Genomic DNA, 13,896 nt, shown 5'->3' with positions numbered 1-13,896 from the left:
GGAGGTTCCATGATTCCGTCAGCTGTCCGTGGCACCGTCACCACCGCCGCCCTGGCCACCGCCCTGACCCTGTTCCCGCCGTCCGTCGCGGGGGCCGCCGCGGGCGGGGACATCGAGAAGGTCGATCTGCTCGGCGTCACCGTGGTCAGCACCAAGCCCCACCGGGTCGAGCCCGGCGACAGCTGGAAGACCCGGCTCAAGCTGTACACCGAGAAGGGCAAGAAGTACGCCGGTAACGGCACCTCGCGGTGCGACACCGTCAGAGTCACCGCCAGCAAACTCGTCGTCCAGTGCACCCGGGTGCTGCGGCTGAAGAAGGGCTCGCTGGTGCTCAGCGACCAGGTCACCCACAAGGGCCGTGCGACGGTCACCGCCAAGACGGCGATCGTCGGCGGCACCGGCAGCTACCACTCCGCCTACGGCCACGGCACCCTCACCCTCGCGGGCCCGCTCCTCCACTTCAAGCTCAGGGTCGACGAGTAGACCCGGTAGGACGCCCCGCCCGGGATCCACCGGGCGGGGCGCCACCGCTTCTCGCGGTCTAGCCGGTGCACTCCATCGACGCCGGGTCCTCCGCCGCGCGGATCAGGGACCGGTGCGCCGCGCGCAGCCGCTCCACATCGGGTTTGACCTTCTCGCGGTCATAGGTGATGAGCCCGTTCAGCTCACCCTCCACATCCGTGATCTGGGTGTAGACCGCGCCGCTGTTCCCATGGCACGCCACCTGCTGCCGCACCTTGTCGAGCAGCTTCAGATATTCGGCCGTGTACTGCTCCTGGTCCACGCCCACATAGGTGTGCTGCACCGGCCAGGCGTGCCCCGGTACGGCCAGGCCAAGACCGCCGTACTCGCCGATGACGCCCGCCCGCTTCGCGTCGGGCCGGGGTTCGCCGGGGCCGGGGTAGGCGTGGATGTCGGCGAGGTCGCCGTTGCCGGTGTCGTTCCAGCCGCTGGCGCCGTCGATGAGCCGGGTGGGGTCCCAGCCCTTGGCGAGCGCGGGCACCTTGGGTCCGCCGTACTGGCCCCAGCTCTCGTTGAAGGTGACCCAGATGCCGATCGACGGGCTGCTGACGTGCTGGTCGATCATGGCCTTCAACTCACGCTCGTACTGGCCCTGCGCCTTCTCCGAGGGCGCGATGGTGTTCATGGACGGCATGTCCTGCCACACCAGCAGTCCGAGCCGGTCCGCCCAGTAGTACCAGCGGTCGGGTTCGACCTTGATGTGCTTGCGCACGGAGTTGAACCCCATCCGCTTGTGCGCCTTCAGGTCGTACGCCAGGGCCTCGTCCGTCGGCGCGGTGTGCAGGCCGTCCGGCCAGAAGCCCTGGTCGAGGGTGGCCATCGAGAAGAACGGCTTCCCGTTGAGCACGATGCGCTTCTTGCCGTCGACCTCCTCGACCGCGATGTCGCGCATGCCGAAGTAGCTCTCGGTCCGGTCGGCCTTCGCGCCCCGCCCGACGGTCACCTTCAGCCGGTACAGCTGCGGATCGTCGGGCGACCACAGCCGGGGCGAGGGCACCGGGACGGTCAGGGCCGAGCCGGTGCGCCCGCTCGCCTTGCCGACCGCGCGCTTCCCGTCGTACGCGGTCGCGGTGACCGGCACCCCGTCCCGTACGCCGCGGACCTCCGCGGTGACCGCCTTGCCCGGCACATCCGGGGTCAGCTTGAGGCTGTCGGCGTGGTCGGCGGCCACCGGCTCCATCCAGACCGTCTGCCAGATGCCGGAGGAGGGGGTGTAGAAGATGCCGCTGGGGTCCAGCCGCTGCTTGCCCATCGGCGGGTTCTCGCCGTCCTTGGCGTCGGTCGGGTCGTACACCCCGACCAGCAGCTCCTGGGTGCGGCCGGGGCGCAGGGCGTCGGTGACGTCGGCGCTGAACCGGTCGTAGCCGCCGCGGTGTTCGACGACCCGGGTGCCGTTGACGTAGACCTCGGCCTGCCAGTCCACGGCGTCGAAGTTCAGCTTCAGCCGCTGTCCGTCGCCGACGTTCCAGTTCTCGGGGACGGTGAAGGTGCGCCGGTACCACATGCGGTCCTCGTGGCGCTCCAGCCCGGACAGCTTGGACTCCACCGGGTACGGCACCAGGACGCGTTCCCGCAGCCGCTGCCCGAACGGGGGCGCCTGGCCCTGTGTCGCGGCGGCGAACTGCCAGGTGCCGTTGAGGTTCTTCCACCGCTCGCGGGTCAGCTGTGGGCGCGGGTACTCGGGGTGGGCGTTGTCCGGGCCGACGTCCTTGGCCCAGGGGGTGCTGAGCTGATAGGTCGACTTGTTGCCGCCGAAGGCGAGGAACTGATCGACGGTGCCCCGGTCGTTCTCCAGGCCGCCCTCGCCGTCGTAGCGCACGATCGCCTCGCCGCCGCGGCCCACCACCGGCTCCTTGAGCGCGAGCAGCAGCCGCGAGGGGTCGGCCGGGTCCAGCCGGGCGCGGCCCAGCGGCCAGGCCGCGCCGCCGATGACCGCGGTGAGGTGGCCGGTCAGCCCGGCCGGGGGAGCGGCGAGCGGGCGGGTGAAGTCCATCAGCAGCGTCCGGCCGTCCGGCTGCACGGCACTGCTCACCGGGCCCTCGTAGCCGAAGTCCGGGGGCAGCCGGAACGCCGACGCCGGTACCGGCTCCTTGGCCTGGCCGGGCGGGGTCCAGGCGAGGTGGAAGTTGGAGCCGCCGTAGTGCTCGAAGTACTCGACCTTGATGTCGTACGCGCGGCCCTCGGTCAGCTCGACCGGCCCGGACACCTGTTCCTTGTCCCAGTCGTCGACCCAGTGGTCGATGACGGGCTTGCCGTCGATCCACAGCCGGAAGCCGTTGTCGCCGGTGATGGAGAACGTGTGCGCCCCGGAGCGCTCGGGGACGAGGCTCCCGGTCCACCGCACGCTGACGTCGTCGGACCGCCCGGTGGCGGTCTGCAGCCGCGGCTCCAGATTGTCGAAGTCGAGGGACGGATCGAGAGTGGTCGCCTTGAGCTCATGGAAGTCGAAGGCGCCCGGGGCGGACTGGAGGTAGTAGTCGCCGCGCAGGCCGTTGATGACGGGATCGGGCTCGCGGTCGTCCGATGCGGCGGCCGCGGCGGGGCCGGGGCCGGTCAGCAGACCGAGTACGCCGAGCGCCAGGACGAGGGCCGCGACAACGGGTCTGGTGAGAGCCGAACGTAAACGCACATGTCCTCCTTGCCGGAACAGCTGTTGGAACAAGGTGGGGCGCCGATCATTCGGCCATTCGCGACAGAACCTGTCAATACTGAACGCAAGCCAACACCCTTGACGGGAAAGCGCTTTCTGCTTAGCGTCGATTCACACATATGATCGAGATTCAACGATTTGCACGATGGAGGCCGTAATGGGGCGACGGATCGTGGTGTCGGGCGGCGGTACGGGCATCGGTCTGGCGACCGCGGAGTCCTTCGCGGCGGACGGCGACCGGGTCGTCATCGTGGGACGCCGCACCGAGGTGCTGCGCGCGGCGGCCGAGAAGCTGAACGCGGCCCATGGCGACGGTCTGGTCACCTGGACCGGCGCCGACCTCAGCGACCCCGGGCAGACCCGGCGCGCCGCCGACGAAATCGCCGCCGACGGCCCCGTCGACGTGATCGTCACCAACGCGGGCGGCAATGTCGCACCCGGCAACGACGGCACCCTGGAAGGCATCGCCGACCAGTACCAGCGCAACTTCGAGGCCAACGTCCTCACCGCCGTGCTGTTGACCGAAGCCCTCATTCCGCATATCGCCCGCCCCGGTGGCCGGATCGTGCACCTTTCCTCGGTGGCGGCGCTGCGCGGCCCCGGTTCGTACGGCGGCACCAAGGCCGCTCTGCACACCTACACCTTCGACCTGGCCAAGCGGCTGGGCGCGGAGGGCGTCACCGCCAACGCGGTGGCCCCGGGCTATGTCGAGGACACGGAGTTCTTCGGGGAGCGCGGCACTCCCGAGTTCATCGCCCAGCAGATCGGGCAGACGCTCACCGGACAGCCGGGCGTGCCCGCCGAGATAGCCGCCGCCATCCGCTATCTGGCCTCCCCGGAGGCCGCGTACGTCACCGGGCAGGTGCTGCACATCAACGGCGGGGCGCAGTACGGACGCTGACGCGCCCCCGCACCAACACTCACCCCGCGCAAGGGCCGGACGGGCCCCTGATCAGGGGCCGCGCAGCCCTGCCGCCACGGAGCCCCGCGGTCCACTCTGGTTGCCCACACAGGTGGGGGAAGACGGACGGACGGCCGCACCGAGGGAGTCACCTCGTGACTCCCAAACCATCTCGGGCGCGGCCGTCCGTCCGTCTGTGTGCGCACCACCGCGACGCTAGGGGAGAGACGTCATGTTCCGTACGACCGCCAGGGTCAGTGCCGCCATCGCGGCGGGCTGTGCCATCGCGCTGCTGTATCCCGCGACGCCCGCCGGGGCCGCGGGCTCCGTGCATCTGCACAAGATCTACTACGACTCTCCCGGTTCGGACACCCGGAGCACCAAGAGCCTCAACGCCGAGTATGTGCAGATCAAGAACTCCACCTCGCGCGGAGTGAGCCTCAAGGGGTGGGTGGTCGTGGACGCGAGCCGCCACGCGTACACCTTCCCCTCGTACACCCTCGGCGCGGGCAAGACCGTGACGGTGCGGACCGGCACCGGCTCGGACACCTCCGCCACCAAGTACCAGGACCGCCGCGCCTACGTCTGGAACAACACCAGCGACAAGGCCACGCTCCGCAAGAGCGGCGGCGGCACGGTCGACACCTGCTCGTACAACAGCAGCCGGGCCGACTACAAGATGTGCTGAGCCCGGGGGTCCCGGGCCGGGGCAGACTCTGTTCAGCCGAGGCCCGGGACCACCATCGTCAGCCAGACGGCGGCGGGGACGACGACCACCATGATGCCCCCGTAGATCATCAGTTGGCGGAAGAACCGGTCCCGGTCGACATCCGGCGCCGCCGCCAGCACCAGAGCGCCGTTCGTCGAGAACGGGCTGACGTCGACGACCGTGGCCGAGACCGTGAGCGCCGCGATCATGCCCACCGCGCCGATGTCCCCCTGGGCGAGAAAGGGGACGGCGAGCGGGATGAGCGCGCCCATGATGCCCACGGAGGAGGCGAAGGCGGAGATGATCGCCCCGATGTAGCACAGCAGCAGCGCCGCGAGCAGCGGGACGCCGATGTCGGTGACCGCGTTCCCCGCGTAGGTGATGGTGCCCATCTCGTCCAGCACCCCGACATAGGTGAGCACACCGCAGATCAGCAGCACGGTCGGCCAGGTGACCTCGTTGACCGCCCGCTTGCCGTGGTCCGGCCAGACGACGCTGAGCGCGACCGCGAGGGTGATCGCGGTGAGCCCGGCGTCCTGGTCGAAGACGAGGACCGCGACCACCAGCGCGACCAGCGCGACCAGGGTCGCGACCCGGGCCGGGGTGAGCCGGGTGTCCGCGTCCGGCGCCGCGTCCTCCTTCGGACCGGCCGCGGTGTCCGTGCGGGGCAGCTTCAGCCCGCCGCAGACGACGAACACGACGGCCGCGATGAGCAGGTTGACGACGAGGCTGGCCAGGAACAGGGTCACCTCGTTACCCGGCAGCTTCTCCCGCTCCACGATCCCGTTGACGATCGAGCCGTAGATGCTGATGGGGGAGAAGCCGCCGCCCTGGGCGCCGTGCACCACCATGGCGCCCATCAGCAGCGGGCTGATCGCGTAGCGCGCCGCGAAGCTGAGCGCGAGGGGCGCCACGATCGCGACCGCCGCCGGGCTCACCGCACCGATCGCGGTCAGTACGCCGCTGATCGCGAACATCACCCAGGGGATCAGCGCGACCCGCCCGCCCACCAGCCGGATCGCCGCGTGCACCAGCCAGTCGGTGGTCCCGTTGGCCCGCGCGAGCGCGAACAGATACGTCACGCCCACCAGCACCACGAACAGATCGCCCGGGAAACCGGCGAAGATCTGGTCCGCGTCGAAGCCCGCGACCAGCTCCCCCACGCCGAAGGCGGCGGCGAAGGAGAGCGCGCCCATGTTGATCGATCTGGTGGTGGCGATCACGAAGACCACCACCAGCACGAGTATCGAGATCAGTTCGTCGGACATCGAGCGCGCTCCCGTCGCAAGTGGCCCAGCCGCGACTCACGTTGCGCGCGCGGTGGTGCGACAGTCAATACATGCGTGACACATTGGCTCAGCCACTCGACCACTCCTCCAGTGGCCCGGTGCTACGCTGCGGATCGGAGCCGTCACCAACCGCAGCGGCCGGCTGCAGCAGGGGGAAGCTCGGATGGCCGATGACGCACTGCGCCCGATGAACCGTCAGCGCCTGTACGAGCAGGTGCTGGAGCGGCTGCGGGTCTACGTCGAGGAGGGCGGGCTGCGCGCGGGCGACAAGCTGCCCACCGAGCGGGAACTCGCCGAGCGGCTGGGCATCAGCCGCGCCTCCGTCAAGCAGGCCATCGTCGTCCTGGAGGTGCAGGGCCTGGTCGAGGTGCGCCAGGGCGGCGGGATGCGACTGCTGCGCGACAGCCTCGACACCGAGCCCGTGGAGCGGCTGATGGAGCGCCGTCGGCGGCTGCCCGATGTGCTGGACGCCCGTGAGGCGCTGGAGACCAAGCTCGCCGAACTCGCCGCCGAGCGCCGCACCGACGACGATCTCGCCGCCCTGGAGCAGGCGCTCAACTGGATGGAGGACGAGATCGCGACCGGCCGTCCCGGCGTCGAGGGTGACCGCCGCTTCCACGCCGCGGTCACCGCGGCCGCCCACAGCCCGCTGCTGGCCGAGTTCATGCGCTCCATCGCCGAGCAGATCGGCGAGAGCCGAGAGGAGTCGCTGCGTCAGCCGGGCCGCCCCAAGCGGTCGTTCGCCCAGCACCGGAAGATCCTGGACGCCATCGCCGAGGGCCGCTCCCGGGCCGCGGCCGCGGCCATGCGCCGCCACGTCCGTACGGTCGCCCAGGTGCGGTTGCTCAACTGGGACCTGGACGGCCCCTCCTGAGCGCGGGCGCCGGGGGCGGCCGTCTTCACATGGCGCCCGCAGCGCCTCCCCGACCGGAATCGGTCGCTCAGCCGTGCTTTCCGGCCTATGGCGCATCACGCGGCGCGCTCGGCACAACAGTCGCCCATAGCATCAACCCGGCTCTCGGGAGCCCCCGAGGGCATGAGGCAGGGAGACGTTTCTATGCGCGTCAAGAGAGCCATTGGTGTCGTCGCCCCCGCACTACTGGGCATGATCCTCGCCTTCCCCGCAAGCGCGTCCGCCGCCGACTCCGGCGTGCGCGCCAACTTCAGCGGGTTCGTCCTGCAGACCGGCACCCCCCTCCATGAAACCGACGACACGTTCACGAGCCTGGTCGCCGACTGGGACCGCGACGGCCGTCCGGACCTCATCGAGGTCAAGAAGAGCGCCACGGGTACGAACTCGACCGAGGTCCACATCCTTTCGGGCGCCAGCAACTTCCAGCGGTTCATCGTGCAGACGGGTACGGCGCTGCATGAGACCGATGGGTCGTTTGACTTCGCGGTGACGGACTGGGACCGGGATAGCCGTCCGGATCTGGTCGCGATCAAGAAGAGCGCCACCGGTACCAACTCGACCGAGGTGCACATCCTGTCCGGTGCGAGCAATTTCCAGCGGTTCATCGTGCAGACGGGTACGGCGCTGCATGAGACCGATGGGTCGTTTGACTTCGCGGTGACGGACTGGGACCGGGACGGCCGTCCGGATCTGGCCGCCATCAAGAAGAGCAACACGGGCACCAACTCCACCGAGGTCCACATCCTCTCGGGCGCCAGCAACTTCCAGCGCTTCGTGCTCCAGACCGGCACCGCGCTGCACGAGACCGGCGCCACCTTCGACTTCGGAGTGGCGGACTGGGACAAGGACGGCCGTCAGGACCTGGTGGCCCTCAAGAAGAGCGCCACGGGCACGAACTCCACCGAGGTGCACGTGCTGTCGGCCGCGAGCACCTTCCAGCGGTTCGTGCTCCAGACCGGTACGGCGCTCCACGAGACCGGCGCCACCTTCGACTTCGGCCTCGCGGACTGGAACCGCGACGGCACCTCCGACCTGTTCGCGGTGAAGAAGAGCGCCACCGGCACCAACTCCACCGAAGTGCACGTCCTCGGCGGCTGACGCACCGGCGCGCGAGCTACGACCCGTGCCCCGCCGACCGGTGGTGCGGGTCGTAGCCCGGGATGGTGCCGTCCTCCTTGGCGACCAGGAAGAGTCCCGCCATCCCCATGTCGGAGTGGCTCTGGACATGGCAGTGGTACATCCACGCGCCCGCGCCGGTGTTCTCCCCGGCGATGATCTGGAAGCCGAACGAGTCCGCCGGGCCGGTGATCTTGTTGTCGATGACCCGGCTCGGGTCGTCAGGACCCTCCAGGAGGCCCGTGCGGTTGTCCGCCCAGCGATGACCGTGCATATGGAACGTGTGGTAGTACTCGCCGTGCGTGATCATGATGATCTCGACGCGCTCGCCCACCGTCGCCCGGAACTCGGGCGCGTCATGGCCCGACGTGTTGTTGATGGTCATGTCGTTGAAGACGATGGTGAACTGCTTCTGCGGCAGGATGTCCCCCGCGCGGCGCACCACCACCGGGCCGTACAGCCCGTTGCGGAGGCCGATGGTGCCGTGCGGGGTGCCGACCGCGTGGTCGTGGTAGTGCCAGTAGCCCGCGCTGCCCGGCCGCCAGGTGCCGTCCGCGCGGGGGCCAGGGGCGTGGGTGCGCCAGGTGTACGTACGCGTCCCGCCCGGTTCCACGGCGCTCCGGTTGAGCTGGGTGCCGTCGCTGGCGGTGTCGTAGTCCAGGCCGTGCACATGGAGGCTCGCGGTGACGTCCATGGTGTTCTCGAACTCGATGTGCAGGGTGTCGCCCTCGGTCAGCTCGATCAGCGGGCCGGGGATGGACGCCTTGCCCTTCTCCAGGCCGTAGCCCATCTGTCCGTCCGGCAGCTTCTCCGCGTACAGCTTCATGCGGCGGACCGCGCCACCGGCCGCCGCCGTGGCCACGCGGCGCTTCGGGGCCCGCGCGGAGGCGGTGGAGGAGGCGAGGGGCAGCGGGCCGCCGATCGCGGCGGCGGCCGCGCCACCGGCGAGAATCCGGCGGCCGAAGCCGCGTCTGGGAATGGTGCCGGGTGCGTCGCTCATCGCTCTCCCAACTCGGTGCGGCCGTCCCGTCGTTGCCATGCACGCGTCCCGGGGGATGGCAACACGGTAGCCGGACAAACCGCGTTCATCCACACTCAGGACAAAGCTCGTCGAGCGGCGGTCATAGCTATTGGCGGAGTGCGAAAAGGCGTCTAGCTTCCTTCGCGGTGTATCCGGTACCGGAGAGGGATGGGTTACTCATGCGGGATGAACCGTACCAAAAGCCCTCGGAAAGGCGTCGGCTGACGAAGCGTCGGCCGCGAAGGAGACGCGCGGCGTTGGCGGCCCTGCTGTTCGGGGCCGTCACCGCGACCATGCTCGGCGGCACCCCGGCCGCCGCCCGCCCCGATGAGCGCCCCCGGCTGGCGCTGCCGTCCCCGCCGGGCGGCGACGACGTCAAGGTGCTGGTGTTCCACGGCTCGGCCGGGGACGAGGCGCCGACCGTGGACGCCGGTATCGAGGCCATCGAACGCATCGGCGGCCAGGGCCCGGCGGCGACCCGCTTCACGGTCGACGCCACCGCCGACCCCTCCGTCTTCACGGCGCCGAAGCTTGGCACGTACAACGCGGTCGTCTTCCTGACCGGCGCGGGCGATGTGCTCGACCCGGAGCAGGAAGCCGGTCTGGAGACGTACATGGAGGCGGGCGGCGGCTTCCTCGGCATCCACGACGCGGCCCGCAACGAGCCGTTCTCGGACTGGTTCACCGGCCTGATCGGCGCCCGCCCCGCCGACACCGGCCCGGCCACCGTGCAGCGGGCCGTCGTCGAGGTCGGCGACCGCGCCCACCCGGCCACCAAGGACCTGCCGCTGGAGTGGAAGCGCCCCGACACCTGGCTCAACTGGAAGACGAACCCCTCCGGCCAGGTGCACACCGTCGCCCGGGTCCGGGAAAGCAGCTACCAGCCGGGCACCGGCGCGGGCGGCTGGGACCACCCCGTCTCCTGGTGCCGCGACTACGACGGCGGCCGGTCCTTCTACACCGGCATGGGCGGCACCGCCGCCGGTTTCCGGGAGACGGACTTCCGCAGCCATCTGCGCGGCGCGCTGCTGTGGACCACCCGCCTCGTACGCGCCGACTGCCAGGCCACCATCACCGCCAACTACCAGGCCGAGCGGGTCACCAAGCCCAACCAGCCCGGCCAGTCGGACCAGATCGGCGAGCCGCACGGCCTGGTCACCGCCCCCGACGGCCGGGTGCTGTACATCGGCCGAGGCGGCGGCGACAACAGCGCGCCCGTCGTCACCGACTGGAACGACCCCGACATCGGCAAGGGTCAGGGCCAGATCCACATCTACGACCCCAAGACCGGCAAGGTGACCCTCTCCGGCGCGCTCACCGTCTTCGGCAACAAGGGCGGCGGCGGTGAGCTGATCAAGAACGAGGAGGGGCTGCTCGGCATCGAGCTGGACCCCGACTTCCTCACCAACGGCTGGGTGTATCTGCACTACACCCCGCACTCCCGGATCAACCGCGACACCCGCATGGCCGAGCGCCGGGTCTCCCGCTTCACCCTGAACCTCAAGACCGACAAGCTCGACCTCGGCTCCGAGAAGGTGCTGCTGTCCTGGCCGGTGCAGATCCACAGCTGCTGCCACGCGGGCGGCGGCCTGGCCTGGGACTCGAAGCGCAACCTCTACATCGCCACCGGCGACAACAACTCCTCCCAGTTCAGCGACGGTTACTCGGGCAACAACCCGCAGCCGAACTACCAGGGCGTGTCCTTCGCCGACGCCCGCCGCACCGCCGGGAACACCAACAACCTCAACGGGAAGATCCTGCGCATCCACCCCGAGGCCGACGGCACCTACACCCTCCCCGAGGGCAACCTCTTCACCGGCGAGGAGCCCGACGAGGGCGGGGCTAAGACCCGTGGCGAGATCTATGTGATGGGCGTGCGCAACCCGGCCCGGATCTTCGTCGACAAGAAGACCGACACCCTCTACGCGGGCTGGGTCGGCCCCGACGCGGGCCAGCCCAGCACCACCTGGGGCCCCGCCAAGTACGACACCTTCGCCGCCATCACCAAGGCGGGCAACCACGGCTGGCCGTACTGCATGGGCAACAAGCAGCCGTACCGCGACCGCAACCTCCCCGATCCCAGCAAGCCGCTGGGCTGGTACGACTGCGACGCCCCCAAGAACGAGTCGCCCAACAACAACGGCCTGGTGAACCTGCCGCCGGTCACCGGGAACACCATCTGGTACTCGCCCCAGGGCGGCGCCCCCGACTATCCGCGCGACGCCGACGGCATCCCCAGCTACCAGGCCTCGGAGGCCAAGCTCCTGCTGCCCTGGCTCAAGGGCGGTAGCCAGGCCACCATGAACGGCCCGGTCTACCGGTACGACGACACCAGCAACAGCACCACCAAATGGCCCGCGTACTGGGACGGCAAGTGGTTCGTCGGCGACTTCTACGACGCCGACCAGCCGCGCCACGCGGTGGTGACCGACCCGAAGACCGTCGGCAAGGGCGGGCTGCCCGTGCACGCCGAATCCCTCAAGAAGATCATTCCGGTGGGCGCCGACGGCATCCGCAACCTCATGGACTGGAAGTTCGCCCGGGACGGCTCGCTCTACGTCCTCGAGTACGGGCGCGGCTTCTTCACCTCCGACGCCAAGTCGGCGCTGTGGCACATCACCTACAAGGGCGGCGAGCCCACCCCGCTCGCCAAGGACGTGGCCAGGAAGGCGGAGCAGCGGTGAGACGACGGCGACCCAAACCCTCCGGGGCTCCGAGACCTTGGACGGCGCTGCTCGCCGCGCTGCTCATGGTCCTCGGACTGACCACGGGACTGTCCACGGCCACGGCGGCGGCACCCGGCGGGGACACCGGCGAGCAGGCGGTCCAGCAGACCCTGACCTGGACCGCCGGTGACGACATCACCAAGTACGTCTCGGCGCCCGCCACGGCGGTGGCCGGGAAGACCACCATCGTCTTCGAGAACAGCACCGCCACCGGCAACACCATGGGCATGCCGCACACCCTCACGTTCGACGTGTCGGATCCCGACTACAACAACGACGTCCCGCTGAACATCCTCGCCAACCCCTCGGACGACAGCGGCGGCAAGCACACCGCCGAGGTCACCCTGACCCCGGGCCGCTACCGCTACTACTGCACCATCCCCGGCCACGGCCAGATGCAGGGCGTCCTCGTGGTCACCGGGGACGGCGGGGGCGAGGACACCACCCCGCCCGAGACCTCCGCCACCGTCACCGGAAAACAGGGCCCGAACGGTGACTACTACGACACGGCCACCGTCACCATCACGGCCTCCGACACCGGATCGGGCGTCAACGCCATCGAATACGCCCTGGACGAAGGCGAGTTCACGAAGTACACCGCCCCGGTGGCGGTGAACACCCACGGTGCCCATACGGTGCGCTACCGCGCCACCGACCGGGCGGGGAACACCTCCGAGGCGAAATCGGTGGCCTTCTCCGTGGTCGCGCCACCGAACGACGACACCACCCCGCCCGAGACCACCGCGAAGGCGGAGGGCACCAAGAACTCGGACGGCAACTACCTCGGCAGCGTCAAGGTGACCATCACCGCCACCGACGCCGGGTCCGGGGTGGCGAAGACCGAGTACTCCCTCGACGGCGGCCCGTACCTCGCGTACACCACCCCCCTCGTCGTCGACCGGGTCGGCCGCCACACCGTCGCCCACCGCGCCACCGACAAGGCCGGAAACACCTCGGCGCCCCGGCGGCTCGCGTTCACCGTGGACCCGGGCGGCGGTGTGCCCGCTCCCGCGTGCCCCGAGTGGGACGAGCGGCTCACCGTGATCGTCGGTACGGTCGACACCGGCGTCCCCAACCGCATCACCCGCGGCCGCTGCACCATCAACGAGCTGATCGAGGACGAGAAGGACTGGTCCTCGCACGCCCTCTTCCTGAAGCACGTCACCTCGGTGACCGGCAAGCTGCTCTCGGACGGCGTCATCGACCAGCGCGAGCACGAGGCCATCAACGCGGCCGCCGACGAGTCCGGGATCGGCAAGCCCGGCCAGAGCGAGGGCTACCGCGACCTCTTCGACGGTACGAAGGCGTCGTTCGACAAGTGGCAGCACGTGGGCGGCGGCGCCTTCAGGCTGAACGCCGATGCCACCATGACCAGCAGCTCCACGGTCGACGGCATGGGCATGCTGTGGTTCCCGCGCCGTACCTATGACGACTTCTCGCTGAAGCTGCGGTTCCGTGACGACGCCCCGGGGACCGGCAACGCCAACAGCGGCGTCTTCGTCCGCTTCCCCGATGTCGACGGCCACCCCGAGGAGTCCCGTCCGGAGTGGGTCGCCATCAAGTACGGGCACGAGGTGCAGATCAACGACCGCCCCGACGGCGACATGTACAAGACAGGCTCGGTCTACGGCTTCGACCGGGTCGGACTGGGCGGCGCGGGCGTGACGCCCAAGGGCAGCTGGAACGACTACGAGGTCCGGGTGGTCGGCCAGCACTACTCGATCTACCGCAACGGTGTGCTGATCAATGAGTTCGAGAACGCCGGGGGCCAGGACTTCACCCCGCCGCGCTCGGACGACCCGGGCACCGACGGCCGCCGGTTCGCCTCCGGATACATCGGTCTGCAGACCCACAGCACCGGCGATGTGGTCTCGTTCCGCGACATCCGGATCCAGGAGCTGTAGCCGGGCCCCGGACAGGTCCGGAGGGAGGGAGGTAAGCGGCCGCCGGAGTACCCCAGCCCCCGGCGGCCACTGCCACCCCCCAAGTTACCCGAGGTAATACTCAGCGGTAACCCTTGTACTCACGACATGCCAAAGCCCTGCCCCG

The 13,896-nt window shown here is 69.8% G+C and carries 10 protein-coding genes; 7 read left to right on the top strand and 3 right to left on the bottom strand.

Going from position 1 to position 13,896, the window contains the following annotated elements:
- Window positions 1-9 precede the first annotated feature (9 nt).
- The gene (locus tag ACWC5C_RS09610; RefSeq protein ID WP_450874897.1) at window positions 10-483 is read left to right on the top strand and encodes a hypothetical protein; all 474 of its coding nucleotides are present in this window, start codon (window positions 10-12) and stop codon (window positions 481-483) included.
- 58 nt (window positions 484-541) lie between these two features.
- On the opposite strand, the gene ACWC5C_RS09605 is transcribed toward ACWC5C_RS09610, so the two are convergent.
- The gene (locus ACWC5C_RS09605) at window positions 542-3,151 is read right to left on the bottom strand and encodes a PA14 domain-containing protein (RefSeq protein ID WP_450874896.1); all 2,610 of its coding nucleotides are present in this window, start codon (window positions 3,149-3,151) and stop codon (window positions 542-544) included.
- A 166-nt stretch (window positions 3,152-3,317) separates the two neighbouring features.
- Here ACWC5C_RS09605 and ACWC5C_RS09600 point away from each other — a divergent pair, with 166 nt between their 5' ends.
- Both ACWC5C_RS09600 and ACWC5C_RS09595 read left to right on the top strand, forming a co-directional pair.
- Window positions 3,318-4,073 carry an SDR family NAD(P)-dependent oxidoreductase gene (locus ACWC5C_RS09600; RefSeq protein WP_450874895.1) on the top strand — a complete coding sequence of 252 codons (756 nt, stop codon included), beginning with the start codon at window positions 3,318-3,320 and terminating at the stop codon, window positions 4,071-4,073.
- Window positions 4,074-4,305: 232 nt separating this feature from the next.
- Window positions 4,306-4,761: a lamin tail domain-containing protein gene (locus ACWC5C_RS09595; protein ID WP_450874894.1), complete on the top strand. Its 456-nt coding sequence runs from the start codon at window positions 4,306-4,308 to the stop codon at window positions 4,759-4,761.
- Between the two features lie 32 nt (window positions 4,762-4,793).
- Here the strand turns inward: ACWC5C_RS09595 and ACWC5C_RS09590 are convergent, their stop codons facing one another.
- A complete protein-coding gene (locus ACWC5C_RS09590; protein ID WP_450874893.1) occupies window positions 4,794-6,050 on the bottom strand; it encodes an SLC13 family permease in 1,257 nt (418 codons plus the stop codon).
- 184 nt (window positions 6,051-6,234) lie between these two features.
- Here ACWC5C_RS09590 and ACWC5C_RS09585 point away from each other — a divergent pair, with 184 nt between their 5' ends.
- Both ACWC5C_RS09585 and ACWC5C_RS09580 read left to right on the top strand, forming a co-directional pair.
- The gene (locus tag ACWC5C_RS09585) at window positions 6,235-6,945 is read left to right on the top strand and encodes a FadR/GntR family transcriptional regulator (protein ID WP_450874892.1); all 711 of its coding nucleotides are present in this window, start codon (window positions 6,235-6,237) and stop codon (window positions 6,943-6,945) included.
- 183 nt (window positions 6,946-7,128) lie between these two features.
- Window positions 7,129-8,082 (top strand): FG-GAP repeat domain-containing protein, encoded by a 954-nt coding sequence (locus ACWC5C_RS09580; RefSeq protein WP_450874891.1) that lies wholly within the window; start codon window positions 7,129-7,131, stop codon window positions 8,080-8,082.
- Between the two features lie 16 nt (window positions 8,083-8,098).
- On the opposite strand, the gene ACWC5C_RS09575 is transcribed toward ACWC5C_RS09580, so the two are convergent.
- Window positions 8,099-9,100, bottom strand: coding sequence for a multicopper oxidase domain-containing protein (locus ACWC5C_RS09575; RefSeq protein WP_450874890.1), 1,002 nt, complete (start codon window positions 9,098-9,100; stop codon window positions 8,099-8,101).
- Window positions 9,101-9,300: 200 nt separating this feature from the next.
- On the opposite strand from ACWC5C_RS09575, the gene ACWC5C_RS09570 reads away from it, so the two are divergent.
- Both ACWC5C_RS09570 and ACWC5C_RS09565 read left to right on the top strand, forming a co-directional pair.
- Window positions 9,301-11,805, top strand: coding sequence for a ThuA domain-containing protein (locus ACWC5C_RS09570; protein WP_450874889.1), 2,505 nt, complete (start codon window positions 9,301-9,303; stop codon window positions 11,803-11,805).
- 65 nt (window positions 11,806-11,870) lie between these two features.
- Window positions 11,871-13,751, top strand: coding sequence for an OmpL47-type beta-barrel domain-containing protein (locus ACWC5C_RS09565; protein ID WP_450875140.1), 1,881 nt, complete (start codon window positions 11,871-11,873; stop codon window positions 13,749-13,751).
- The last annotated feature ends 145 nt before the right edge of the window (window positions 13,752-13,896 follow it).

It is taken from the genome of Streptomyces sp. NPDC001700, assembly GCF_053596435.1.
Note: the sequence above shows the minus strand (reverse complement) of the source record. Positions and strands in the feature narration are given on the sequence as shown.